Consider the following 25,775-nt stretch of genomic DNA (forward strand, 5'->3'; position numbering starts at 1 on the left):
CTTATGACCTCGAGCCTCTAGCCGCCGGAGCTGGACAAAGAAAAGCGGAGGCGGCTTGGGCAGAGGCGACAAGCATAAGGCGAACCTGCCGGAAAGGCGTCCTTTGCCTTTTTGGCAGGTTTGACTTATGACCTCGAGCCTCTAGCCGCCGGAGCTGGACAAAGAAAAGCGGAGGCGGCTTGGGCAGAGGCGACAAGCATAATGGTGTTTTACACAAAGGCTGACGTACAGCAAAATCAGAGCAAAAAAAAATAAGTCCAAAATCATTTTTGTGATTTTGGACTTACCTTCTCATTCATCAACCTTTTCCAGCTTGGAATCCTGGGTATTTAGTCATGCCCCCATCGGCGATGAGCGTCGTACCCGTGACGTAGCTTGCCTGATCGGAGGCTAGAAAAACGGCGCAGGAAGCGACCTGTTCAGGTTCTCCGATGTAGCCAAGGGGAATGAGTTTCTCCACTCCTTTTTTCTTTTCGGGATCGGAAAATTTCTCGGCATTGATGGGTGTATCAATGGCCCCTGGAGCAATATTGTTCACCCGTATCCCATCTGGTGCAAACTCCAGCGCCAGGCTTTCCATCAGCAGTTTCACTCCACCTTTACTGGCTGCATAATGAGCGAAGTGAGGCCACGGGATGATTTCATGGACAGACGATACATTGATGATCGATCCCTTGATGCCATGCTCGAGCATGTATTTCGCCGCTTCACGGCAACCGAGGAATGTACCTGTCAAGTTTGTGTTGATGACCCTTTGCCAATCTTCAATCGGCAGATTTTCAGACGGAACTTCATTTTCGATTCCCGCATTGTTCACGTAAATATCCAGACGGCCATACGTGTCATGAGCAAATCGGACAAACCCCTGGACATCCTCTTCTTTTGACACATCCCCTTGAATGATGGAGGCTGTCCCACCTGCTTCTTCGATTTCCTTTACCAGTCCTTCAGGGTTTTCTTCTTCTTTGAAATAATTAATGACCACCTTACTGCCTTCAGAGGCAAACCGTTTAGCAATCGCCTTTCCTATACCAGTAGCGGCACCCGTTATGATGACAACCTTATCCGTTAAATCTGTATACATGTCCCATTCCTCCTTAATCTTTCGTAAAGCCCAATAGAACCCCGCCGATGATGATCAGGACACACCCTGCGATGACGAGGAGGATTTGCTTTTTCGATTTCTTTTCCCCTAAGAAGAACAAACCACCGAGAGTGGAAATGACGATTCCCGTTTGGGAAAGGGAGAAGCTTGTCGCCACACCGATCCGGGGCAGGGCAAGAAGCAATCCGAGATTCCCGGATGCCCACATAAGTCCGGTTAAAATATTTCGAACCGTATATTTGTTAAATGGCTTATGCCTGAATGTGATGACAACGGCTCCGATGAACATACCGATTGCCTGTGGTAAAATCGCTTGCCATCCGTCAATATCAAACCATCTTAATATGACGACATAGGCTATGTATCCACAACTGGAAAGGAGCAGCGTCAACAGACCTTTTTTCAGTTGAGAGCCTTCATCCCCTTCGGACTTCTGTGTGAATGAGGTGAGGACGACACCGATGATCAGAGCCAGCACAGCCCCGCTTCCAAGGAGGATCGTTTCAGTCGTTTTCCATTCTTTAAATACCAGAACACCAAAGAGCGTCGTTCCAATCAGCTGCATTCCCGTTGAAATCGGGACGGTTTTCGAAACGCCGATGAATTTTACACTGGCCAGCTGGTTCACTTGCCCGACAGCCCAGAAGACGCCGGAAATAAACCCGATGCCCCACACAAATAATGTTAACTCAGGGGACTTGATGAAGAAGACTCCAATCGCAAACAGCAGGGAACCAACCGTGATCCCGACCGTTTGACTGTAGGCATTCCCTCCAAGTTTTACACTTACAAACACAAGACTTCCCCACGCGACCGCGGGGATCAGGGCTAAAAGAATCCCTATCATACACCCACATCCTTTTTCCGACAGTAATCATAGTTTTCCTCTGAAACAAAAATTCTAGCCGCTTAACGCAAAATATTTCCCACTCTCTCATGCATACCCTTCTTCCCTAAGGTGTAACCTCAAAAAAAAAAAGAAAGCGTCGAGGTGTAATCGACGCTTTCTTCTTTGTTATTTGGTAGAAGTATGTATCGGCACAATGACCCTTTCATTCTCGACATTCACCATCACATGGACATCACGGTCGAGGGAAAGATCTTTGAATCGTAACGAATAGAGACCGGTGGGATTTTTTTCAATGGATTGGATGACAACCTGTGAAAACCGGGGATCACTCATGACTAATTTCACGACAGTCTCTTCGATTTTGCTTTCTTTGTCTGTCAGAAACACCAGTTGATCCGCCGAAGCCCTTCTGGGATAGGATTCCTGCATCTCCCCATTAAACGTCACATTCACTTTTCTGCCCATCTCTATATCCTCTTTATGAAGCTTTTTATCTTGATCTGTCAACATGACAGTTTGTTGATCGAAAGAAAACCAAACGTCATTGATCAGCACCTGATTGTTTTCCAATTGGGTGACAAAGCCTATGAAATCTGTGCTGGCCTGAGAATTGACAGATGCTGATGGCCCGCATCCGGTGAACAGTATACAGGAACAAAGGATCATAACAGTCAAACATTTCTTCATAGACTCCCCCCTTATTATATTAGACGATTGATGGCACTGTTTGGTTTCACTATTTTTTGAAAAAAAGGTTATTTCCTACTTTTTCGACAAAAGATGGGAATAATTGATAGAACTTGCTTCCTATATTCATCCATCGGGGCAGGTTGATTTCTCTTTTATTGGTAAAAAGCGAATCGACCACTGTCTCCGCGACAAATGCAGGATCAAGCATGAACTTCTCCACATTCTTCACATACGTGCCGGTTTCATCGGCAATGGAGAAGAAGTCGGTGGCGATTGGACCGGGGTTCACCGCCGTCACCTTCACGCCGTATCTTTTCGCTTCCATCCTGACACTGTTCGTATATCCGAGGACAGCATGCTTGGAAGCGGAATAGGCACTTGATTTCGGAGTGGCAAACTTCCCTGCCTGAGATGCGATATTGATGATGTGGCCAAACCCTTGTTCACGCATGTAAGGAAGGACTTCCCCTGTACATGCCATCAGACCAAGAACATTCACATCCATCATCCCTTTTACATCTTGGAAGGAGGTTTCATGTGCTTCCTGGAAGATTCCATATCCTGCGTTATTGATCAGGGCATGGATCGAACCAAAGTCCTTCCTGATGGTAGTGAAAACGCTGGGAATTTTATCATAATCCGTTACGTTTAAAGGATATACTTCCACCTTACAGTTGAATTTTGTTGTCAGCTTTTCCTTCAATGCTTGGAGCAGATGGACGCGACGTGCTATCAACGCAAGATTCCCGCCATTCTCCGCAACCTTTATGGCCATTTGCTCCCCTATTCCCCCCGATGCCCCGGTAATGATAATCGTTTTTCCTTCGATTCTTCTGTTCATGTAAGTCACATCTTCCTAAGCAAAATAATAATAGATTCCTTCATGCTTTTCTTTCTGTATATAGTGATTAGATTCCAAATAATCCAATTGCCCGATGGTCTCCGACAATGTCAAACCGAGCTCCTTCCGATACACGGAGGGGAATAACTTCATGCATATCTCAAATACAGTCACGCGGTTTCCATTGATCATGTCGAATACACCTCTTGCTCTTTCATCTTGTTTCCCCAATCTCCTCGGAATCAATCCATGAACATCCGTAACGTTGTCTCCGTGTCCTGTATAAGCAAGGGAAATCGGAAAATCGAAAAGTTTTTTCAATGAAGCATTATACTGTAACAACGGCTTTGAACGCTTACTCTCCCCTTCAAATGGCGGTTCAATGAGGGGATTGGGTGAAATGGTGGCAAGTATGTGGTCGCCAGCTATCAGAACACCATCACTTTCCCGATAAAAGGATATGTGACTCTGGGCGTGACCAAGGGTTTCAATGACCTGCCACCCTTCCATTCCTGGGATCCTGTCCCCTTCTCCTATCGCCACATCCAGCTTTCGGTTCCCCATGAATTTCAATGGATTCTTGAACCTCGGGATGGCCGGGAGATACTCTTCGGGCAGCCCTGATTCCAAGGCGAGCTCAGTGAAAAAACGGTCATACACTTCATGAAAATGGTCGTCACGCTGAAGCCAGAACCGGTTATAGTTATGACCATATATCGTGACGCCGGATGAGAAACGATCAAGCAGGCCTGCATGATCTGGATGATGATGGGTCAGGACGATTTGTTCGATATCCTGAGGTGTGTAACCTAGAAGAGACAATTGTTCAGAGAGCTGCATCCAGGCCGTATCTGTAAGAGGGCCAGCATCCACCAGCGTCAAGGCATCTCCCTTGACTAAATAAACATTCACATCTCCCACGGCAAAAGGAGTGGATAGTGTGATTTTTGCGATATCATTCACTAAAGTTGTCATAGTTTCACCACATTCTTCATAATAAAAAGGTACAGACAATACGGTACCTTCCCGTTTTGTCACTCATTTCCAGAAAATGAATGATCCTTCATTACCTAGTGTACATTTTTTTCAGCATGATGTCATTTTTAAAAAGTGTGAATATACTAAAAATAAACCCTTGACAGATAAGCTGTATTTCTACGATAATCACCTATAATATAGATTTAATCCATTCATCCTATTACATAATGATATACGATAAAGCGATGAGAAAGACTAGTAATGAATAGATGATGTCAGAGATCGGGGCCCACCGGCTGAAAGGCACCGTCGTCCTCTCTATTTGTGAACCTGACTTTTGAGCGTCTTAAAGCAGAACGTCGTCCAGCGTTAATGGAAATGGAGTGTGTTCATCTTCTTCATAGAAGATGGACAAAACAAGGTGGTACCACGGAAGCGAGACCCTTTCGTCCTTTATGGATGAAAGGGTCTGTTTTTTTTTCAAAAACAGAAGGGGGAATGAGCGAATGAAGACATTATTTATCGGAGCAGGGTCGATGGCTCATGCTTTAATGAGGGGCGCACTGAAAGCGGGAGTATTGAATAATGAGGAAGTATATGTAACCAATCGTGCCAATCAGGAGCGTTTAAATGAAATCATTCAGGAATTCTGTATCCGGAAGGTAAACCGGGCGTCACGATATGATGTTATCATCCTCGCCATGAAACCAAAGGACTTTCATGAAGCAGCAGATTCCATCAGACCCTACCTTTCTGAGAATACTCTGATCATCTCTGTACTGGCAGGCATCGCCATGGAACATATAAGCGACAGGCTCGCCTTTAAAGGAGCCATCGCAAGAGCCATGCCGAATACAAGTGCAGCCATGGGAAAGTCAGCAACGGCGGTAGCTTTCAATCAATATATCTCACCCTCCCAGAAGGAATGGACGAAAACGCTATTTCAGTCTGTCGGCATAGCGGCGGAGGTAGAAGAAGAGAAATTGGACCTGATCACGGCTCTATCAGGAAGCGGGCCGGCTTATATCTATTATGTGGCGGAAATACTGAAACATGCTGCAGTAGAATTGGGACTGGAAGAAGGCCTCGCTGAAAGCCTTGTTACCCAGACGATCGCTGGAGCAAGCGCCATGCTTTCAGAATCCGGATTGGAAGCCCGGGAATTAAGAAGGAATGTGACCAGTGCAGGTGGAACGACCGAAGCGGGAATCGCTGCGTTGGAAGACCATCAAGTAAGAGATGCATTTTTCCAGTGCATTTCTTCCGCAAATAACCGCTCTCAAACACTCGGACATGAATTAAAGGAGAATTCTTTGAAAAAATAAACCTACAGCCAATCATGATTCGCGGGGGATACCGTTTCAGTGATACAATCAAAGCAAAAAAGAAGGTCGACACAGATGAATCTACTCCTCATTATACTCATTGCAGTCCTTGTCGTCTGGATCGTTCTTTCCATCGAGGTGTGGAGAGGGTTGGGTAAACTTTCTTCCCTTGAAGGATTTCCGGGCACGGCGAGCGGCCCGCTTCTCTCCATCATCGTGCCTGCGAGGAATGAAGAAGAAGCGATCACAGACAGCATTCTATCCCAACTCAAGCAGGACTATGAACGGATTGAATGGATTCTTGTCAATGACCGTTCAACGGATCGCACACCAGATAAACTAGAAAGGCTGGGAAAAATGGACAAGCGGATCCGCGTGCTCCATATCGATACACTGGAAAAAGGATGGCTCGGAAAGAATCAGGGATTATATAAAGGATACCTCCTCTCAAAAGGTTCACTTATTCTGTTCACCGATGCAGATGTCCTGTATAAAGACCCTGCCATCCTGTCCCGGGCTGTCGGAGTCTTTCAATCTCAGAAGCTCGATCATCTCACCCTCGCCCCCAACATTAAATCAAAGACATTCTGGTTAAAAAGCTTTGTGGCCTTCTTTTTATTCGGTTTCTCTTTTTATAAACGGCCTTGGAAAGCGAATGACCCTTCTTCAGGGATAGGGGTGGGGATCGGAGCATTCAATCTGATCACACGTTCTGCTTATGAGGAAATCGGTACACACGAAAAGATCAAGCACATGCCCGATGACGATCTTCAGCTTGGCATCCATATTAAAAAAGGCGGGAAAAGACAAGGGTTACTCACTGCCCTTCATTCGCTGGAGGTGGAGTGGTATCACTCCTTGAAAGGGGCCATGCAGGGTCTTGAGAAGAATACATTTGCCGGGCTCCATTACTCCATCATTCTTGTAGTATTTGCCATGACGGGGGTGTTCTGCTCCACGGTCCTTCCTTTCTTGACGATCTTCACAGGGGACCCCCTGAACCGGACCGTGAGCATCTTGATCATTCTACTGATTTTCATCACCTATTTCAAAGTCATAAAGGAGATGACGAATGAGTCTCCCCTCCTCATCCTCTCCCTGCCCGTCACTGCCTTGTTATTCATCTATTCCATAGCCAGGGCGACGTTCCTGACGTTTAGAAGAGGCGGGATCGAATGGCGAGGGACGATTTATCCATTGAAAGAGCTAAGAGAGAAAAGAAAGTAGAGCACATTCCTTTTCCGGCAAAAGGGTTGTTGTTATACTCTTGGTGTACTGTTTAGATACCCGAAATAAATTCTTTATGGAAAGGTGATTGGAAATGGACGCAAAGCTATTCGAACCATACACGCTTAAAAATGTTGAAATGAAGAACCGAATCGTCATGGCACCCATGTGCATGTACTCTTCCCACAATGAAGATGGTAAAGTCGAAAACTGGCATCGCACCCACTATACGAGCCGTGCTGTCGGCGGAGTCGGACTCATCATTCAAGAAGCGACGGCGGTTACGCCCCAGGGAAGAATCTCACCACAGGATTTAGGGATTTGGGATGACGAACATATTGAAGGCTTAAAAGAGTTAGTGGAACTGATGAAAGAACAGGGGGCTAAAACAGGAATCCAGCTGGCACATGCCGGAAGAAAAGCGGTCCTTGAAGGAGACATCCTGGCTCCATCTGCCATTCCATTTAATGATGAAATGAAAACACCTGTTGAAATGACAGGGGATGATATTAAAGAAACCATCACCGCATTCATCAAAGGGGCTGAAAGAGCGAAGGAAGCAGGCTTTGATGTGATCGAGGTTCACGGAGCCCACGGATATCTCATCAATGAGTTCCTCTCTCCACTGTCCAATAAACGAAACGATGAATATGGTGGATCGGCAGAAAACCGCTACCGCTTCCTCCGTGAAATCATTGACGGGATTCAACAAGTATGGGACGGACCACTCCTTGTGAGGGTATCTGCCAAAGATTATAACGAAGATGGCCTGGACATTGCAGACTATGTGGTATTTGCAAAATGGATGAAAGAGCAAGGCGTCGATTTGATCGATGTCAGCTCCGGCGCCCTTGTACCTGCACGCATACCGGTATTCCCCGGCTATCAGGTGAAGCTTGCCGAGACGATCAAGAACGGGGCAGACATTGACACAGGAGCGGTCGGACTGATCACTACAGGCATCCAGGCGGAAGAGATCCTGCAAAACGAACGGGCGGACCTGATCCTCCTTGCACGTGAACTTCTGCGGGATCCATACTGGCCGAGAACGGCAGCGAAAGAGTTGGGTGTCGAAATCGAAGCACCTAAACAGTATGAGCGCGGCTGGTAAATTAGTAGAGCGTGGAACCCCCAGGTTCCACGCTCTCTTTTATTTATACACTTTCTGCACTTCGTACCTGAAACCTAAACAAGCATAATTCTGTTTTTGGTACATCAGTCTTGGCGTATCTTCCCCATCTGCCACCAGGATGATAAACTTGTCAGGGAACCGTTCCATGACATCCCGCTGCAGCCTGCTTCCGATCCCTTTCTTTTGAAACGATTCGTGAACCATCAATCCGTCTATTTCCGCTGAATCTTCTTCGATGATCACATCCACGGATCCCGCCGGCGTCCCTTTATAGAAAGCCAGAAGTTGTATTATACGGGGATTTTCAAAATTCCGCTTATGCATATCCACCTTTTGGTCGGCAAAATCCGGACCATAGTCCAAATCCTGCTCGTACTGAAAAGAAAGATAATCCTGAAGTTCTTCCTTGCCCACTTTCTTGACTTCTATGTCAGCATTCACTTCCGGCGATGGGAATTGATCGGGGTCAATCGAATAAAGCTCATTGAATCCGCCGTCGTATCCCTCTTGGTTAAAATAATCCATCAGTTCTTCCGAAGGTTTGTAATCTTGAGGAAAAAGAAACTTTACATGCTTCTGCCCCTTTGCGTCATGGAATTCCCGTAAAAAACGGGCAGCTTCAATAAATTCTTCAAGAGTCGGCTCCTTCTTGAATGCAAGAAAGTTACTATCATACCTAGTCAGCATTTCCGGATAATGAATATGTCGATAAAGAGCGTTTTCAGAAATAATATGTCCCGGATTATAAATATGTTCAAATGTAAATGAATTCATCTCGATTCCCCTTTTTCTGTTTAAACTGCCTTTCCTACTCCCAAATACGCTGTACAGAAGCGCGGTCTCCTTCCAGCCTGACGATGTAGACGTCGGGATTGGACAGAGCGAACAGTTCATTGTATCCATAGTTTTCGTCAAATAACCTGAGAAGCAGCGTCGTTAAATTACCATGACTCACACAGACAACGTGATCCTCTTCCTTTCCCATAACTTCATCTAAGAAGGACCTTGCCCGCTCCATCGCCATTTTATTGGACTCCCCACCAGGCAATGAGAGAGAAAAATCCTCAAAACTCATCTTCAACTTTTCCATCCAATCTGGAAGATCCTCATCGCTCAGCACCCTTTCTCCCAATCTCTTGTCCTCCTGGACCCGGAGGCCTGAACGTTCAGCAAAAGGAGCGATGGTGTCCAATGCCCTTATGAAGGGACTTGAATAAATCGCTTGAATGGATCGGTTTTCTAAAAAGGACGCTAATTGACGTGCCTGACGTTCGCCGTCCTCCGTTAACGGTGCATGAAAAGGCTGACCATCCGCTTTCGCATGTCGTACGATATAGATCTCTTTCATCATTCTGCCCCCTATTTCTTTAAAGGTATGTCGTATTCCATGAAATCCCTTGCCATATAGCTTTCCGCGAAGACGTCCCTTGCTTCCTTCTCCAGTTCTTCCCATGATTCCTTTGCATACCGGGAAGAAATATGGGTCAGAAACAGGCGACGTGCCCCGGCTAAGAGAGCCGTCTCTCCTGCTTGTTTTGTAGTGGAATGGTAATACTCCCGGGCCATCTCTTCTTGATCCCGGTTGAAGGTCGCTTCATGAACCATGACATCTGCTGACTTAGAAAGTTCCACCGCATTGGAACAAACCCTTGTATCTCCAAGGATCGTGACCACCCGTCCAGGAATCGAAGGTCCGAGAAAATCCTTTCCATCAATCTCCCTTCCGTCTTCCAGCCGAACCGTTTCACCACATTTTAATTTCTTATATAGGGGCCCCGGTTGAACGCCCCTATCACGTAATTGATCCACTTGCAGGACACCGGGCTTATCTTTTTCAACTACACGATAACCGAAAGTAGGAAGAGCATGGTCGAGTCCCATTGCTTCTACACTGAACCCTTCATCTTGAAAGATGACCCCTTCCTCGATTTCCACCACTTCAAGGGGATATTGAAGATGGGTCCTGCTGACCGAGAGGGAAACCTCGATAAACTCTTTGATCCCCTTAGGGCCGTATACCGTCAGTTTTGTCTCCCCTCCTTGGAAGGAGCGGCTCCCGAGTAACCCCGGCAGCCCGTATATGTGATCACCATGCAGGTGGGTAATGAAAATCTTTTCGATCCTTCTTGGTTTCAAGCTTGTATGTAAAATTTGATGCTGGGTCGCTTCCCCACAATCAAAAAGCCAGACCGCACCACGTTCCTCCAATAATTTCAAGGCGATACTGGTAACGTTGCGGAGTTTGGCAGGAACTCCGGCACCCGTCCCTAAAAATAATAATTCCATTGTATTCACTCCTCAGATGAGCTATTCTGTCTCCATTTTAGCATAATCACCTTCTTTTTACCCTCTCCCGGAAAATCAGTCATAAGAATGAAAATTAAAGCCAACATAATGACGAAGATGTTTACCAAAAAGATAAAACGTTTTCATCCATATACGCAGAAAAAGTCCTCAGCATATAATTTGCTAAATGAAACATAAGTCTTTAAAATTAAGTAATTGTATAGGATATTAAATAAGAAGAAACGCATAAATAAGGGTTACAACAAGATAAAGTGAGGTCATGACATTGAATAATTCAACGACACCAACATCTCTGATTACCATCTTTGGAGCAACTGGTGATTTAGCCAAAAGAAAACTCTATCCGTCTCTTTATCATTTGTTCCGTAAAGGGAAAATCTCCAAGCGTTTTGCCGTTGTAGGTGTAGCGCGACGGGAATGGTCAAATGAAGAATTCCAGGAACACGTCAAAACATCGGTACATAAGGCGTTAGGCAGCAATGAAAACATCGATGAATTCGTTTCCCATTTCTATTACCAACCGAATGACGTTTCAAACAGTGATTCATACAAAGCACTAAAGAACTTATCCGATGAACTGGATGAAACATATGAATTGGAAGGCAACCGTGTATTTTACTTAGCTATGGCGCCTGAATTCTTCGGAACGATTACAGAGCAGTTGAAAAATCAAGGATTAACCGATACAAACGGTTTCCAAAGACTGGTGATTGAAAAGCCGTTCGGTCACGATCTTCCTTCAGCTGAAAAACTGAACAGCCAAATCCGTGAATCGTTCTCTGAAGATCAAATCTATCGTATTGATCACTACCTTGGTAAAGAAATGGTGCAGAACATCGAAGTCATTCGTTTCTCCAACGCCATGTTCGAACCACTCTGGAACAACCGCTATATCTCCAATATCCAGGTCACTTCATCTGAAGAGCTTGGTGTGGAAGACCGCGGGCGCTATTATGAAAAAAGCGGGGCCCTTCGCGATATGGTGCAAAACCATCTCCTTCAGATGGTTGCCTTACTTGCCATGGAGCCGCCAATCAAACTGACGACGGATGAAATCCGCAGTGAAAAAGTCCGTGTATTACGTTCCCTTCGTCCATTTGAACAGGATGAAGTCAAGGATTACTTCGTTAGAGGACAATATGGTCCCGGAAAAGCAGGGAATGAAGATCTTCCTGGCTACCGCGAAGCAGAGAACGTCGATGATCAGTCCAATACGGAAACTTATGTTGCCGGTAAGTTGATGATTGATAATTTCCGATGGGCAGGTGTGCCATTCTATATCCGCACAGGAAAAAGAATGGAAACCAAATCAACGAAGATCGTCATCCAGTTCAAAGATATCCCAATGAACCTGTATTACAACCCGGACAAGCCTTTGGCCCCTAACCTGCTGGTCATTCACATCCAGCCGGAAGAAGGGATCACCCTTCACCTGAACGTGAAGAAATCCGGACAGAACATCGAAACGACTCCGGTGAAGCTGAACTTTGCCAACAACAGCGTGGATGGAATGAACACACCGGAAGCTTATGAAAAACTTTTATTCGACTGTCTGCGTGGAGATGCCACGAATTTCACACACTGGGATGAAGTGAAACTATCCTGGGCATTCGTCGACAAAATCTCTGAAGTATGGGAACATACTCGTGACGGGGAATTCCCGAACTACGAAGCAGGTTCGATGGGCCCGAAAGCCGCTGACAATCTGCTGGCAAAAGACGGCTTCTCCTGGTGGCCAATTGCCAACCTTGATGTAGACCAATGCTAAGAAAGGTGTGGAACCAATGAAAATTTATGACGTAACAGCCCCGATCTTTAACGGGATGCCCGTGTACAAGAACAAACCTGAAAAACAACCGACAATTGAGACAAATACGAACGGCCATGTGACGGAGTCAAGACTCTCAATGGATGTTCATACAGGAACTCATGTCGATGCTCCCCTTCACATGATCAACGACGGCGAGACAATAGAATCGATCGATATCGAGAAGCTCGTCCGCCCTGTCAAAGTATTTGATGTAACAGAAGTCGATGAAAAGATCAGCCTGAAGGATATTGAAGGGTTGGAGATTGAAGAGAATGACTTCATCCTCTTCAAAACGAAGAATTCATGGGATACTGAATTCAACTTTGACTTCATCTATGTGGCAGAAGATGCTGCCGCATACCTTGCTGAGAAAAAGATTGCAGGTGTCGGGATTGATGCCCTTGGAATCGAGCGGGCCCAGGAAGGTCACCCGACTCACCGCAGCCTGATGGGAAGCGGCGTCATCATCATGGAAGGCCTTCAGTTAAAAGACATCAAAGCCGGCCAATACTTCATGGTGGCGGCACCCCTGAAAATTCAAAACACCGATGCATCACCGGCACGTGTGCTGTTGTTTGATGAAATGATCGGATAAGCGTTAAATGTTAAATATAGGACTGGACTCTCCGGCTAATTGCCGGGGAGTTTTTTTATTGTAAACACAAAAAAAGGTGCCTCATTTAAAGAGACACCAATTACTGATTTAATATAATTTTTTCAACGCTTCCTTATCAAACGGCAACAGGTCATCCGCTTTGCCTTCTTCCACTTTCCTTACCCACTCAGGGTCCTGCAGGAGTGAGCGACCGATGGCGACCAGGTCGAATTCCCCACTGTCCAGCCTATTGATCAGACCATCCAGGCTTGTCGTACCCGCACCTGAGAAGCTTGTGAATTCACCATCCAGTCCAACCGATCCAACCGATATCACGGGTTTACCTGTCAGCTTTTTCGTCCAGCCGGCAAGGTTCAAGTCAGACCCTTCAAATTCCGGCTCCCAGAATCGGCGTGTCGAGCAATGGAAAATATCCACGCCTGCATTCACAAGAGGCTCCAGGAACCGTTCCAGTTCACCTGGTGTCGTTGCAAGCTTTGCATTGAAATCATTCATTTTCCATTGTGAAAAACGGAAAATGATCGGGAAATCCGGGCCCACTTCGCGTCTGCAGGCTTCAATTACTTCAATGGCAAACCGGGTTCTGCCTTCAAGGTCTCCTCCATAACGATCAGTACGACGGTTTGTATTCTCCCAGAAAAACTGATCGATTAAATATCCATGTGCCCCGTGCAGTTCTATGCCGTCGAAGCCTATGCGTTTCGCATCTGCAGCAGCTTGGGCATACGCTTCCACCATCTGGACGACTTCCTCTTCCGACATAGGCTCCGTGATTTCTTTACCTGAAAGGCTTAGTCCCGATGGTCCAACAGGCACTGCTGCTTCATTTGGGAGCTCTCCCTTTTTGCGGGTCATCCCTACATGCCAAAGCTGTGGAACGATTTTGCCTCCTGCTTGATGGACTTCTTTTACAACTTGGGCCCAGCCGTTCAGTGATTCTTCCCCGTGGAACAGAGGGATGCTCGCTCCTGAAACAGAAGAGGGGTGATTGATTCCCGTTCCTTCTGTGACGATTAATCCTACATCATTTTCAGCTCTGCGGCGATAGTAGGCGGCAACATCTTCACCGGGAACCCCATTTGGAGAAAACCCCCGTGTCATAGGCGCCATCACTGTGCGGTTGGACAATTGTAACTTCTCACTATGGAAAGGCCTGAATAATGGTTCTGTCGATGTATTCGTTTGACTCATTTAAATACCTCCTCTTTTCTTGATGCAGTTTCATTATTTCAAACCCGTGCAGAAAATCATAGAAATCTGTTTCGAGCCGGCCCATTCACCCTCTATGTAATTCTCTCGTAAGGGCATGAATCGCTTCCATCACTTCCTTAACATTTTCGTCATCGTTCATCTCATTTCTCGCATGGAGGAGTACCGGGCGGAGGGACTCCACCGAACGGCCAAAGTCATACATCCAATCATAACGGGGAACCATCCACGTATGGAAATGATGGGTGGTATCTTCATTGTAAAAATAGTAAACATATTCAATGCCCAACACATCCCTTTGTGCCTGTCTGATTCTAGATAAAATCGTTATGTAATCTATTTTTTCTTTTTCATTGAGTTCATCAAACGACTTAATATGACGTTTGGAAGCTAATATGATCAATCCCCTGATTGGATAAGCTACATCCTGATGTGCATGGAAATAATCCGTTTCATATACCACACCCCCATCAGGTTGGATTAACCCGCTTGTCAATGCGCAGCTTAGGCAGTCGACCTCTACCACTTGTCCGTTTGATAATGATATTCTTCTCATAAACTCCCCCCTATTTAATGATTCATCGTGTGAAAATCAAGCTACTTTTTCTTATTTGTTTTATTCTTCGATTTCTCTTTATTTTCCGCAACCCTGAATTTTACGATTTTTTGAATCAATTCATAGGGCATCGGCTCATCTTGCGGAAATTGAACAGTCGCTTTTGCAGTCTTATACCCTGTCATTTTATCTTTAAAGGCATTGATTCCACTTGGAGTAGGATAGAAACCTATATGATTTTTATAAGCCGCAAAATGCACTAGATTTCCATGCAGGGCAAAGGTAGGCATTTGATAGCTGATTTTCTCCTGTGCTTCAGGGACTGTCTCTCTAATCACTTCTCTCAAGGATTGTAAGTGCTCTTGGACGTTTTCTGGAAATTGAGCAATGTATTCATCGATGGTCGCAAATGACTTCTTATTTCCTTCCATAATAAAGACTCCTTTCCAAACATAGAATATAAGTATTGCCTCATTTATTTTATCGTAAAAAATCCGTTGGTGTCATCTTACCAACGGATTTTCAATCCTATCTTAAGAATTCCTTCAATAGTTGCAATTCCTTATGGGTAAATGGTCTATCACCGTAGCGCACCTTTTCATAAACCGGTATGATTTCTGCTGGTCCATTTATCCGTTTGAACCACTCCTGGATAGTTTCATGATGCTTTTTTCTATTTAAGGTGTTTAAACGGGTCTCCCAGTCTTTTACCATCTGGCGGATTTCGTTCAACTTTTCATCTGAGAGGGTAAAGGGCATCTTATCGGCACCTTCTAATTGATCTTTATTAACTGTATATCGGCTGACAGATGTTTCTGCAGGATCTTCTTTTATCACTTTCCTTTTTTTCTTATGCCGAAGATACCAGAAGAGGCAAACAAACGCTAGAACCACTAGGATCCCGTATTTCTTTGCTACATACATAAATCTTTTCCCAGATCCAATTTCACCTGAAAAAGGGTCCCCAATCCATGGTAGATATTCATCCACAACAATCGGTTTATCAAGTCGCCTTTCAGAAATCGTTCTGCCTTCTTTTCCGGGACCCAGATTGAGATCCCTTTCTCCACCGTGATCCTCTACATAGTAAAATCCCTTGATCCTCCCAGTCGTTTCATTAAAGACTTCCATCAATACCAAGCTTGCAAATGCACAGATGAGAATAAAAAGAACTGTTATCCCTACTTTTTTCATCATGGCAACCCCCTCTCTATCACTGTTTGATATGCAATAGCTGTTCACGCCTGATCGCTTCAGGAGGAGTTCCGATGACCAAGCCGAGTGACTTGCTATCTTTAGCCTTCAGTGAAAGTTGATAGAAGCGGTCGGTTGAGAAGAATCTCCCATTAGGATTGATGAGTGCAAGGGTCTCGATCAGCTTCCTCAGTTGTGTACGGTCAAAGTCGTTTCTGAGGCTCAAGACGTCATGTTGTTCGGTGGCATAGTTGACCCATAGTTCCACCTTGCAGCCCTCTTTAATTAAATACAGGCAGACCGATACGGTGTACTCAATCAGCTCCTCCATATCCTTTCTGAGGTGAAACTGACCCGCTCCGACCATGTTAAGGAAGATGGAATAGATATCTCCGTGGACTTTTTGATATTTTTTTGCGAGAAGCTTGTTTTCTTTGGCCGTCGCAAGCCAGTGGATATGCCTGAAACTTTCGTTTTCATACTCTTTGGTCCCTATGATGCTTGTCTCATCCAGAAACAGGGAGTAATTGGTCTGTTTATATCCCTGAAGCATAGATTTCAGCTTCAAGTCATGGATCTTTCCTATCCGGGGTAGAACTTTGAATGAGGGGAGGTCGTCCTCCCCATATTCCACACGATACGTTCGCAGGGACAGCGGATCTGCCAGTACAAATTCAAGATTGCTCCAATGATGGATCCCCCTGCCTTTTCCCTTTAGGACGAGAGGTATCGTCTTTTGAGATTTAGCCGGGAGATCCAGGGACAGTGAGTACATGCTGCTCTCCCCATCAATGCTTGCGAACACGAGGTCACGGTCACTTCTGGTCTCTATGTTTATTTTAAAACGATACAAAGGGAGCACGGAATCATTCCTGATCTCAATATAGCATGTGACCGCTTCGTCAATGCTTGAGGCATCATGATATTTCTTTACGCTCCACGAGATTTCATGTTGTTGGATGTTCAAATAAATCCTCGAGAATAGAGCGAAAGAAAGAATCAGGAAGAAAAGAAACACAAGGAAACTATACCCTGCGAAACTGCTGATGATGAGCAGGATCACGTTCAAGATCAAGACCAGTGGCGCGAAGATAAAGGGTGGTTCCTTATGGATTTTCATGGTGTTTCAACCGGGACGGAGGTGAGGTCAAGGATTTCGTGTATGATTGCTTCTTTCGATGACTTCACTTCCCCCTCCACATTCAACGAAATTCTGTGAGCCAATAGAGGCAGTGCCAGTTCCTTCACATCTTCCGGCGTGCAGAAATCCCTTCCGTACAGGAAGGCCCTTGACTGGATAGCCCTCATGAAGGCAATGGATCCACGGGGACTCACCCCGACATCCACATAGTGATGCTGCCTCGTCTGTTGAATGATGTCCATCAAATAATCCTCTATTTCCTCCGATACAAGGACATCTTTTACACTCTGTTTTAACTGGAGAATTTCATCAATGGAGATGACACTCCCGATGGCTTCAAGGGGATTGGATGCACGGAATCTCCTTAACATCATTTTTTCTTTTTCAGGTGTCGGGTACCCTTGTTTGATCGTCATTAGAAAGCGGTCAAGCTGCGCGTCCGGCAATGGGAACGTACCTACGGAGTCAAAGGGGTTCTGAGTGGCGATGACGCAGAAAGGTTGTGGTAAATGGTAGGTGACTCCACCAAGGGTCACTGTCTTTTCTTCCATTAACTCCAGTAGTGCCGACTGAGTACGGGGTACTGCCCGGTTGATTTCATCGATAAGAAGGACATTATTGAATACCGGTCCTCTCCTGACTTTAAAGTCACTCGTTTTCACGTCGAAATATTCCTGTCCGACAATATCGGAAGGGAGGGTGTCCGGGGTGAATTGCAGACGGTTGAACGTTCCATCGATACTCTTTGAAAAGCATTTTGCCATGGTGGTCTTCCCTGTACCCGGGACATCTTCCAGCAGCACATGGCCGTCGCTCAATAAGGCAATGATCATTAACTCTATCTCATTCTCTTTATCAATCATGACTTTGGCTATATTTTCTTTAATCGATTGAAGCATCTCGCCACCCCTATCTGAATATGTAATATAATGGTAACATATACCAGCTCATTTTGGAGTGGATTCTCAGAAAATTCACGTAAAAAAGCCCCTCTCTTCATTAGAAAGGGGCATGAATCATTCAATTATTTCATCCACTCCGTATGGAAAATGCCTTCTTTGTCCACACGTTCGTAGGTATGAGCACCGAAGTAGTCCCGCTGAGCCTGGATCAAATTCGCAGGAAGCGTTTCTGTACGGTAGCTGTCATAATAAGATAGGGCTGCCGAGAAGCCTGGAACCGGTACGCCATTCTGGACAGCTACACTGATGACTTCGCGGAGTGCGTATTGATAGCTTTCGACGATTTCTTTGAAGTAAGGATCGAGTAAAAGGTTAGTAAGATTGGATTCACGGTCATATGCTTCTTTAATCTTCTGCAGGAACTGTGCACGGATGATGCATCCTCCACGGAAGATCATAGCGATATCTCCGTACTCCAGATCCCATTTGTACTCATCAGACGCAGAACGCATTTGGGCGAAGCCTTGAGCATACGAACAGATCTTACTCATATAAAGAGCTTTACGGATCGATTCGACCAATGCTTTCTTATCGCCATCGAACGGTTTCGTATCTGGACCTTTCAGCATCTTACTCGCTTTCACACGTTCATCTTTAATCGCTGAAATGAAGCGGGCGAAGACAGACTCGGTGATGATCGGTAAGGAAACACCGAGATCCAATGCACTTTGGCTCGTCCATTTACCCGTCCCCTTTTGACCTGCTTTATCGAGGATGACATCCACCATCGGCTTGCCGGTTTCATCATCTTTCTTAGTAAAGATATCTGCTGTGATTTCGATGAGATAGCTGTCAAGCTCACCTTCATTCCAGTCGGCAAACACTTCATGAAGTTCTTCCGCACTTAAGCCAAGGACATTTTTCATCAGGAAGTAGGATTCCGCGATCAGCTGCATATCTCCGTATTCAATGCCATTGTGCACCATTTTCACATAGTGACCTGCGCCATCTGGACCGATATACGTTGTACATGGATCTCCGTCGACCTTCGCTGCGATATCTTTCAGGATAGGGGCAACGAGCTCATATGCCTCCTTCTGTCCTCCAGGCATGATGGATGGACCTGTCAGGGCGCCTTCCTCCCCACCGGACACACCCGTCCCGATAAAATGGATGCCGAGTTCGCTTAGTTCCTGATTGCGTCGACGAGTATCCTCGAAGAACGTATTTCCCCCATCGATCAGGATGTCTCCTTTTTCAAGGAAGGGTTTTAATTGTTCGATGGTCGCATCAGTCGGATTTCCCGCCTTGACCATCAGAAGAATCTTCCGAGGCTTTTCCAATGAATTGACGAATTCCTCGATTGTATATGTAGGATTGACATTCTTGCCCTTCGATTCGCTCATCATTTCATCCGTTTTCTCACTCGAACGATTGTAAATAGAAACAGAGTACCCCCTGCTTTCAATATTCCATGCCAAGTTTTTTCCCATAACGGCTAATCCGATAACACCAATTTCCTGAGCCATAACATCAACATCCTTTCATCTATAAAATAATGATTTTATTACTTCTTCCGTTTCATCAAATTAATGACCGGAGTCTATTTCAATCTAACAAGAAAGGGTCACCGGTGCAAATAATCCGATTGAGAAGTATGTTATTTGTTATAAGGTGTCCCCTTTTACAGCTGTCATTCCCTTAAAAAGTCTTTGTTGAAGCTTGTATCCTGTTTCGAATCATAAGACTTTTTCTTGTTCTTAGCTTTTACCCCTTGAGAGATGGAATCTTTCCCAAACTTATCATGGAGTTTGGATAATACGTTGAAGAGTGGTTCCTTTTCGGCGATTTTCTTATAAGAAAATAAGTCCAGCTGTTCCGTGGCTTCGCTTTTCTCCACAACATCCTGTGCCGTGACCCCCAGGAGCCGGACGGGATCCCCATCCCAGTGCTTCAGGAATAAGTCTTTCGCATGATGATATAAGTCTTCTTTTTTATAGATGGGGTTTGCAACCTTTTTGCTCCTTGTGATGGTCTTCCTGAATTTATCCCGGATCATCAGCTGGATCGTCGTCCCAAGTACATCTTTTTGTTGAAGTCGTGACGAGACCTTCGTACAGAGCTTTTCTACAACAAGTAAAAGCTCATGCTGATTCGTTGTATCCTTCGGTAAGGTAGTGGAATTTCCCACGCTTTTGTAATCATAAATCGATTCGGGATCCACATTCCTTCTGTCGATTCCATTGGCTCGCTCTTTAAGACGGAGTCCGTTGATACCTAACAGTGACTTCAACTGGATATCATTGGCATGGGCAAGATCGCTGCACGTATGGATACCGATTGAATTCAGCTTCTCGGCAGTCTTCTGACCAATCCCGTGCATTTCAATGACAGGGAGCGGCCACAGCTTGTTCGGGATATCACGCTTACGCAAAACCGTGATCCCCATAGGCTTCTTCATATCCGACGCCGTTTTGGCCAGGAATTTATTGGGCGCAACACCGATACTGCAAGGAAGGTCTAACTGACCCTTGATCTGGGCCTGAATGTCTGAGGCAATTTGTAATGGAGTTCCTTTCTCGAAGGAATCCGTTATATCCAGATACCCTTCATCAATCGAAACGGGTTCCACTAATTCTGAATATTGTCTGAGGATATCGAATATTCCCGTTGAGGCGGCACGGTAACGGTCGAAGTTGGGTGTCATGATGACCAGTTCCGGACATAATTTTTTTGCCTCCCAAAGAGGCATCGTCGTTTTCACTCCAAAGCCCCTGGCTTCGTAGCTGCATGTCACGATGATGCCCCGTCTTTCCTGGGGGTTCCCGGCTATAGCCAGTGGTTTCCCCCGAAGAGTAGGATCGTAGGCCATCTCTACAGAGGCATAAAAACTGTTCATATCAACATGAAGAATCACTCGTCCGTTTTTGGGATAGTGTGAAATCATTTCAATCGCGGCTTTCTTTTTCTAGTTTTGATGTGTTTTTTGCTCGTTCACATAATCCTTTATTTCTTTTATACCTTCTAAGCTCTCTACTAAAACATCTGGATCGATCTGGGTTAAAAGGGTATCTTCAAGATTGATGATACCTGAAAAATAGGTTGTTTTCGAATAAGCAAGTAAACCGACGTTTGTAATCGATTCATCTGGTACTTCAAGGATTTCCTTTGCTTCTGTCACGACCAAACCGACCTGCATCGTTTTCGTCTGGACGACCAGGAGAAACATTCCTTTTTCAGCAATTGCAGGGGTGTTATAAAGGATGTTCCCTAAATCAAGGACCGGAATCAGCTCTCCCCTGACCTTTACAAGTCCGAGGACAAATGGGGGTAAGTGTGGGATCGCCCTGATTTCCTCCACTTTTTCAATCGATACTACGTTCTCAATCGGCAGAGCATATTCTTCTTTTCCGGCATGAAATACAACTACTTTCGGCAATGTAAAACGTCTCCTCTCGCATTTCGGATATGTATACTACTAATGTACCATATTTCAGAAAGGTAGGTGCTGATATGAAAGAAGAAAAATGTCCACGAACCGAAAGGGTTACCATTGGTTCGTGGACATTTGGATATTATGCTTGTCGCCTCTGGGCAAAGCCCTTCTGCTTTTCTTTTTGTCCAGCTCCGCCGGCTAGGCCCTCGAGGTCATAAGCTAAATCCGTCCAAAAGGCAAAGTACGCCTTTCTGCCGGATTCATCTTATGCTTGTCGGGCCTGACCAAGCCGGCTCCGCTTTTCTATTGTCCAGCTACAGGGCTTAGAGGCTCGAGGTCATAAGTCAAACATACCAAAAAGGCAAAAGGGCGCCTTTCCGGTATGTTCGTCTTATGCTTGTCGCCTCTGGGCAAAGCCCTTCCGCTTTTCTATTCCCCAGCGACTTCTTGTATGATGGCTACGACCATTTCAGAGAGTTTGTTTAGTTCTTCTACTGGCATTCTTTCGCTTTTCGTGTGGATTTCTTCGTAGCCTACTGCGAGATTGACGGTCGGTACTCCGAATCCGGCGATGACGTTGGCGTCGCTTCCGCCTCCGCTTGTCAGCAGCTCGCTTGGGCGACCGATTTTCTTCGCCGCACGTTTTGCCACTTCCACTACTTCGTCACCGTCTTTGAACTTAAAGCCTGGGTACATGACTTGTACTTCGACTTCCGCTTTCCCGCCCATTTCCTCGGCAACGGAAGTGAAGGCAGCTTTCATTTTTTCTACCTGTGCTTCCATTTTTTCAGGAACCAGTGAACGGGCTTCAGCAAGGATATCGGCTTGTTCGCATACGATATTCGTTGCTTTCCCGCCTTCAAAACGGCCGATGTTCGCTGTCGTTTCTTCATCGATACGGCCAAGTGGCATTTTAGAAATGGCTTTCGCTGCAATCGTGATGGCAGAAACGCCTTTTTCAGGTGCTACGCCTGCGTGTGCGGTTTTTCCGAAGATCGTTGCCTTCACTTTAGCCTGTGTCGGTGCTGCTACGATGATGTTTCCGACTTTCCCGTCACTATCAAGAGCGAAACCGTATTTCGCTTTAACAAGTGAGGAATCAAGGGCTTTTGCTCCAACGAGACCGGATTCTTCCCCAACCGTGATAATGAACTGGATGTCGCCGTGGGAAATATTGTTTTCCTTAAGGACACGCACGGATTCAAGCATAGTGGCAAGACCCGCTTTGTCATCTGCTCCGAGTATGGTTGTTCCATCGGAATAAATGAAGCCATCTTCTTTAAGAGTAGGCTTTACCCCTTTGGCGGGGACCACTGTATCCATATGGGAAGTGAAATAAATGGGATCCACGCCCTCTTTATTCCCTTTTAAAGTACAGATGAGGTTACCGGCACCGTGGCCCGTTTCTCCCATCGTGTCGTCTTCGAATACCTCTACTCCAAGATCGGAGAATTTTTTGGTCAATACTTTCGCGATTTCCGCTTCTTCTTTCGTTTCAGAATCGATCTGCACCAATTCCAGGAATTCATTTAATAAACGCTCTTCATTAATCATTAGTAGACCTCCACAAATATGTATTCACTCCTATAGTATAGCGTGAATAACTCCGTTCAACAAATGGTACACCTTTTACAATGGGATATTGCCGTGCTTTTTCTTTGGTCGTTCTTCCCGTTTGTTTCTCATCATTTCCAACCCTTGAATCAATTTGATCCGGGTTTCACGTGGATCGATGACATCATCCACCATTCCACGTGACGCGGCGACGTATGGATTCGCGAATTTTTCACGGTACTCTTCGATTTTTTGTTCGCGAAGCTCTTCAGGATGATCACTGTTTGCAATTTCCCTGGCAAAAATGATATTTGCTGCTCCTTGAGGTCCCATGACGGCGATTTCCGCATTCGGCCAGGCAAAGACCAGATCCGCACCGATTGATTTACTATTCAGTGCCACATACGCTCCACCATACGCTTTCCTTAAGATCACGGTCATTTTAGGGACCGTCGCTTCAGAATATGCGTATAGAATCTTGGCACCATGACGGATGATCCCTCCATGTTCCTGCTTGATCCCAGGGAAGAATCCCGTAACATCCTCAAACGTAATGAGAGGAATATTGAAGGAATCACAGAACCTGATAAACCGGGACGCCTTGTCGGAAGAATCGATATCAAGACCACCCGCCATGAACTTCGGCTGGTTGCATACTAGTCCGACAACTTCGCCTTTTATGCGGGCAAGCCCCACAACGATATTTTTGGCGAATTCCTTCTGAACCTCCAAGAAGCTTCCTTCATCGACGATATCATTGATGACGGTACGGACGTCATAAGGACGAATCGCATCAAATGGAATCAGGTCCGTTAAGTTGGCACGGTAATCATCATCTTCATCCACTTCTAAACGGGGAGGCTTCTCTTCATTATTTTGAGGAAGGTAAGTTAATAGCCTTCGAACCTCTTGTAACACCTCTTCTTCCGTTTTCCCCCTGAAATGGGCATTTCCGCTGATGGAGTTATGAACCTTTGCCCCACCGAGATCTTCCGAGCTGATTTTTTCCCCTGTCACGGTTTCAATGACTTTAGGTCCAGTGATGAACATTTGGCTCGTCTCATCCACCATAAAGACAAAATCCGTGATGGCAGGGGAGTAAACCGCTCCACCGGCACAAGGGCCCATGATGACGGATATTTGCGGAATGACACCTGAATAGACGGCGTTTCGATAGAAGATGTGTCCATAGCCATCTAAAGAAACGACACCTTCTTGAATCCTTGCCCCGCCAGAATCATTCAGTCCGATGAACGGAGCACCATTCTTGACGGCAAGATCCATTACATGGGAAATCTTCTTCGCGTGCATTTCTCCAAGTGCACCACCGAACACGGTGAAATCCTGGGAGAATAAGTATATCGGTTTCCCGTTCACTTTGCCGTAACCTGTCACGACCCCGTCACCAGGCCCCTGTACCCCTTCAAGTCCAAAGTCCGAGCATCTGTGCTCGATGAATGGGTTCAGCTCCACAAAGCTCCCAGGATCAACCAGGATATCGATCCGTTCCCTCGCTGTCAGCTTCCCTTTCTCATGCTGCTTGTCAATTTTTTCATCGCCGCCGCCAAGCTCCACTTCTCTTCTACGGTCGTATAATTCATTGATTTTTTCATAAATATCCATATGATTACTCCCCTTTGATGTTGGATTTATCGCAAAGTTCGTATAAAACGCCGTGGGCTGATTTCGGATGCATGAACGCGACAGATGCCCCGCCGGCACCAGGCTTTGGCGTTTCGTTGATCATCCGTACCCCTTTGGTCTGGAGTTCCTTTATGCGCTCTTCGATTCCTTCTACACCGAAGGCTATATGGTGAATCCCTTCACCCTTTTTTTCTATGAATGCCGCAATCGGGCTTTCTTTATGTAGTGGCTCAAGTAACTCGAGCTTCAGATTTCCGCCATCCATGAATGCCACCTTGACACCTTGATTCTCTACTTCTTCGATCTTCAGTAGTGAAAGACCGAGAGTATCTTCATAAAATGCGAGAACATTGTCTATTGATGAAACTGCTATTCCGATATGATCTACCTTTTTCATCCCTATCATCCCCCTGTTGTTTGCATGCTCCACCCATATAGTATTCCATACTTGTTGTCGAATTTCCTCCTATAGACACGAATAATTAAAGCGTTTTCTTTTATTCGGGTGGTTGTCTTCTCCCATAATTCACGTTAAAATAGAGATGAAAATTATCTCACGCTTATGTGGAAGAATGGAGCGATATGATGGGTAATAAAAAAATGCAAAAGATCATTGTATTTGTGATGCTGTTTGCGATGATTGCATCAACGATCATGGCAGGACTGTCATTCTTATTATAAAAATAGTAACTAAAAGGAGCTGCTTTTCGAAACCTTCGATCAGCAGCTCCTCTTCATTTTAGTGCCCCATATTCTTTCCCCAACCGATTGAGGCTTTTCTTCGTTTTCACCACGAGCACTTTGGTGCCGATGGGTGCTTTGTCAAACAAATATTCCACGTTCCTATTATGCATCCGGATACATCCATTGGAAATATACTTCCCTATGCTCGATGGCCGGTTCGTCCCATGGATTCCGTAGATCCTGCCATCCGTCCCTTCTGCATCGAAACCGATCCACCTGGTTCCGAGAGGGTTTCTCGGGTCCCCGCCAGGGATGTTCTTCTTACGGTAATAGGGGTTCTTGGCTTTCACTGTGACATTAAACAACCCTTCCGGAGTGAGCTCAGCCGTTTTTCCTGTAGCGATGGGAAAGGTAGCCTGTATCTTCCCATTGTCTATATACGCCAATTGATTCGTTTCCTTGTTCACGATGATAAACGGATCACCCGGGATCGGATTTCTGCCGAGTGGCCAGATGGGTGAAGCAAACAATATGATGGCAAGAAGTAAACGCATCCTATCACCTTTTTCATGTT

28 protein-coding genes are annotated in these 25,775 nt (G+C 45.6%); 6 read left to right on the plus strand and 22 right to left on the minus strand.

What is annotated here, in order from left to right; translation table 11 throughout:
• Nucleotides 1–298: 298 nt before the first annotated feature.
• From NQ095_RS01350 to NQ095_RS01375, 6 genes are all read right to left on the minus strand, one after another.
• Nucleotides 299–1,084, minus strand: a complete 786-nt coding sequence (locus NQ095_RS01350) for a glucose-1-dehydrogenase (protein WP_061809700.1) — start codon at nt 1,082–1,084, stop codon at nt 299–301.
• 13 nt (nt 1,085–1,097) lie between these two features.
• Nucleotides 1,098–1,949, minus strand: a complete 852-nt coding sequence (locus NQ095_RS01355) for a GRP family sugar transporter (protein WP_034760584.1) — start codon at nt 1,947–1,949, stop codon at nt 1,098–1,100.
• Between the two features lie 171 nt (nt 1,950–2,120).
• A complete protein-coding gene (locus tag NQ095_RS01360; RefSeq protein ID WP_258261718.1) occupies nt 2,121–2,642 on the minus strand; it encodes a DUF3221 domain-containing protein in 522 nt (173 codons plus the stop codon).
• A 49-nt stretch (nt 2,643–2,691) separates the two neighbouring features.
• Nucleotides 2,692–3,486 carry an SDR family NAD(P)-dependent oxidoreductase gene (locus NQ095_RS01365; protein WP_258261719.1) on the minus strand — a complete coding sequence of 265 codons (795 nt, stop codon included), beginning with the start codon at nt 3,484–3,486 and terminating at the stop codon, nt 2,692–2,694.
• A 15-nt stretch (nt 3,487–3,501) separates the two neighbouring features.
• Nucleotides 3,502–4,461: an MBL fold metallo-hydrolase gene (locus NQ095_RS01370; RefSeq protein WP_258261720.1), complete on the minus strand. Its 960-nt coding sequence runs from the start codon at nt 4,459–4,461 to the stop codon at nt 3,502–3,504.
• A gap of 349 nt (nt 4,462–4,810) precedes the next feature.
• On the minus strand, nt 4,811–4,948 hold the full coding sequence (locus tag NQ095_RS01375; protein WP_258261721.1) for a hypothetical protein: 138 nt from the start codon (nt 4,946–4,948) through the stop codon (nt 4,811–4,813).
• Between the two features lie 22 nt (nt 4,949–4,970).
• Between NQ095_RS01375 and proC the strand changes: the two genes are divergently transcribed.
• The 3 genes from proC (at nt 4,971) to namA (ending at nt 8,127) form a co-directional block, all read left to right on the plus strand.
• Complete coding sequence (gene proC, locus NQ095_RS01380) at nt 4,971–5,789, plus strand: pyrroline-5-carboxylate reductase (protein ID WP_258261722.1); 819 nt, start codon at nt 4,971–4,973, stop codon at nt 5,787–5,789.
• 75 nt (nt 5,790–5,864) lie between these two features.
• Complete coding sequence (locus tag NQ095_RS01385) at nt 5,865–7,016, plus strand: glycosyltransferase family 2 protein (protein ID WP_258261723.1); 1,152 nt, start codon at nt 5,865–5,867, stop codon at nt 7,014–7,016.
• Nucleotides 7,017–7,110: 94 nt separating this feature from the next.
• The gene (gene namA / locus NQ095_RS01390) at nt 7,111–8,127 is read left to right on the plus strand and encodes an NADPH dehydrogenase NamA (protein ID WP_258261724.1); all 1,017 of its coding nucleotides are present in this window, start codon (nt 7,111–7,113) and stop codon (nt 8,125–8,127) included.
• 39 nt (nt 8,128–8,166) lie between these two features.
• On the opposite strand, the gene NQ095_RS01395 is transcribed toward namA, so the two are convergent.
• Genes NQ095_RS01395 through rnz form a run of 3 tightly spaced genes read right to left on the minus strand, consistent with a single transcriptional unit; the run spans nt 8,167 to nt 10,434 of the window.
• Nucleotides 8,167–8,922 (minus strand): GNAT family N-acetyltransferase, encoded by a 756-nt coding sequence (locus NQ095_RS01395; protein ID WP_258261725.1) that lies wholly within the window; start codon nt 8,920–8,922, stop codon nt 8,167–8,169.
• A 34-nt stretch (nt 8,923–8,956) separates the two neighbouring features.
• Complete coding sequence (locus NQ095_RS01400; RefSeq protein ID WP_309137593.1) at nt 8,957–9,499, minus strand: histidine phosphatase family protein; 543 nt, start codon at nt 9,497–9,499, stop codon at nt 8,957–8,959.
• 8 nt (nt 9,500–9,507) lie between these two features.
• On the minus strand, nt 9,508–10,434 hold the full coding sequence (gene rnz, locus NQ095_RS01405) for a ribonuclease Z (protein WP_258261726.1): 927 nt from the start codon (nt 10,432–10,434) through the stop codon (nt 9,508–9,510).
• Nucleotides 10,435–10,714: 280 nt separating this feature from the next.
• On the opposite strand from rnz, the gene zwf reads away from it, so the two are divergent.
• Complete coding sequence (gene zwf / locus NQ095_RS01410) at nt 10,715–12,223, plus strand: glucose-6-phosphate dehydrogenase (protein WP_258261727.1); 1,509 nt, start codon at nt 10,715–10,717, stop codon at nt 12,221–12,223.
• Between the two features lie 16 nt (nt 12,224–12,239).
• A complete protein-coding gene (locus tag NQ095_RS01415) occupies nt 12,240–12,860 on the plus strand; it encodes a cyclase family protein (RefSeq protein WP_258261728.1) in 621 nt (206 codons plus the stop codon).
• Nucleotides 12,861–12,968: 108 nt separating this feature from the next.
• Here the strand turns inward: NQ095_RS01415 and NQ095_RS01420 are convergent, their stop codons facing one another.
• The 12 genes from NQ095_RS01420 to mce all read right to left on the minus strand — a co-directional run bounded on the left by NQ095_RS01420 (nt 12,969) and on the right by mce (nt 24,914).
• Nucleotides 12,969–14,072 carry an NADH:flavin oxidoreductase gene (locus NQ095_RS01420; RefSeq protein ID WP_258261729.1) on the minus strand — a complete coding sequence of 368 codons (1,104 nt, stop codon included), beginning with the start codon at nt 14,070–14,072 and terminating at the stop codon, nt 12,969–12,971.
• An 85-nt stretch (nt 14,073–14,157) separates the two neighbouring features.
• Entirely contained in the window at nt 14,158–14,646 is a 489-nt protein-coding gene (locus NQ095_RS01425) for an HIT family protein (RefSeq protein WP_258261730.1), read from the minus strand.
• A 41-nt stretch (nt 14,647–14,687) separates the two neighbouring features.
• Nucleotides 14,688–15,077, minus strand: coding sequence for an iron chaperone (locus tag NQ095_RS01430; RefSeq protein ID WP_258261731.1), 390 nt, complete (start codon nt 15,075–15,077; stop codon nt 14,688–14,690).
• A gap of 97 nt (nt 15,078–15,174) precedes the next feature.
• Entirely contained in the window at nt 15,175–15,843 is a 669-nt protein-coding gene (locus tag NQ095_RS01435; protein ID WP_258261732.1) for a hypothetical protein, read from the minus strand.
• Nucleotides 15,844–15,859: 16 nt separating this feature from the next.
• Nucleotides 15,860–16,960, minus strand: a complete 1,101-nt coding sequence (locus NQ095_RS01440) for a DUF58 domain-containing protein (RefSeq protein WP_258261733.1) — start codon at nt 16,958–16,960, stop codon at nt 15,860–15,862.
• On the minus strand, nt 16,957–17,880 hold the full coding sequence (locus NQ095_RS01445) for an AAA family ATPase (protein ID WP_258261734.1): 924 nt from the start codon (nt 17,878–17,880) through the stop codon (nt 16,957–16,959). The genes NQ095_RS01440 and NQ095_RS01445 overlap by 4 nt, the downstream gene beginning before the upstream one ends.
• Before the next feature lie 125 nt (nt 17,881–18,005).
• On the minus strand, nt 18,006–19,412 hold the full coding sequence (gene gndA, locus NQ095_RS01450) for an NADP-dependent phosphogluconate dehydrogenase (RefSeq protein ID WP_258261735.1): 1,407 nt from the start codon (nt 19,410–19,412) through the stop codon (nt 18,006–18,008).
• Nucleotides 19,413–19,576: 164 nt separating this feature from the next.
• Nucleotides 19,577–20,830, minus strand: a complete 1,254-nt coding sequence (locus NQ095_RS01455; protein WP_258261736.1) for a DNA polymerase IV — start codon at nt 20,828–20,830, stop codon at nt 19,577–19,579.
• Nucleotides 20,831–20,851: 21 nt separating this feature from the next.
• On the minus strand, nt 20,852–21,322 hold the full coding sequence (locus NQ095_RS01460; protein ID WP_258261737.1) for a chemotaxis protein CheW: 471 nt from the start codon (nt 21,320–21,322) through the stop codon (nt 20,852–20,854).
• Nucleotides 21,323–21,748: 426 nt separating this feature from the next.
• Nucleotides 21,749–22,873, minus strand: coding sequence for a tripeptidase T (locus NQ095_RS01465; RefSeq protein ID WP_258261738.1), 1,125 nt, complete (start codon nt 22,871–22,873; stop codon nt 21,749–21,751).
• Between the two features lie 75 nt (nt 22,874–22,948).
• A complete protein-coding gene (locus NQ095_RS01470) occupies nt 22,949–24,496 on the minus strand; it encodes an acyl-CoA carboxylase subunit beta (protein ID WP_258261739.1) in 1,548 nt (515 codons plus the stop codon).
• 4 nt (nt 24,497–24,500) lie between these two features.
• Nucleotides 24,501–24,914 carry a methylmalonyl-CoA epimerase gene (mce, locus tag NQ095_RS01475; RefSeq protein ID WP_258261740.1) on the minus strand — a complete coding sequence of 138 codons (414 nt, stop codon included), beginning with the start codon at nt 24,912–24,914 and terminating at the stop codon, nt 24,501–24,503.
• 185 nt (nt 24,915–25,099) lie between these two features.
• Here mce and prli42 point away from each other — a divergent pair, with 185 nt between their 5' ends.
• Nucleotides 25,100–25,198: a stressosome-associated protein Prli42 gene (gene prli42 / locus NQ095_RS01480; protein WP_258261741.1), complete on the plus strand. Its 99-nt coding sequence runs from the start codon at nt 25,100–25,102 to the stop codon at nt 25,196–25,198.
• Between the two features lie 53 nt (nt 25,199–25,251).
• On the opposite strand, the gene NQ095_RS01485 is transcribed toward prli42, so the two are convergent.
• Nucleotides 25,252–25,755: a L,D-transpeptidase gene (locus tag NQ095_RS01485; protein WP_258261742.1), complete on the minus strand. Its 504-nt coding sequence runs from the start codon at nt 25,753–25,755 to the stop codon at nt 25,252–25,254.
• Between the last annotated feature and the right edge of the window lie 20 nt (nt 25,756–25,775).

Source organism: Rossellomorea sp. SC111, assembly GCF_024733565.1.
Lineage (GTDB): Bacteria > Bacillota > Bacilli > Bacillales > Bacillaceae_B > Rossellomorea.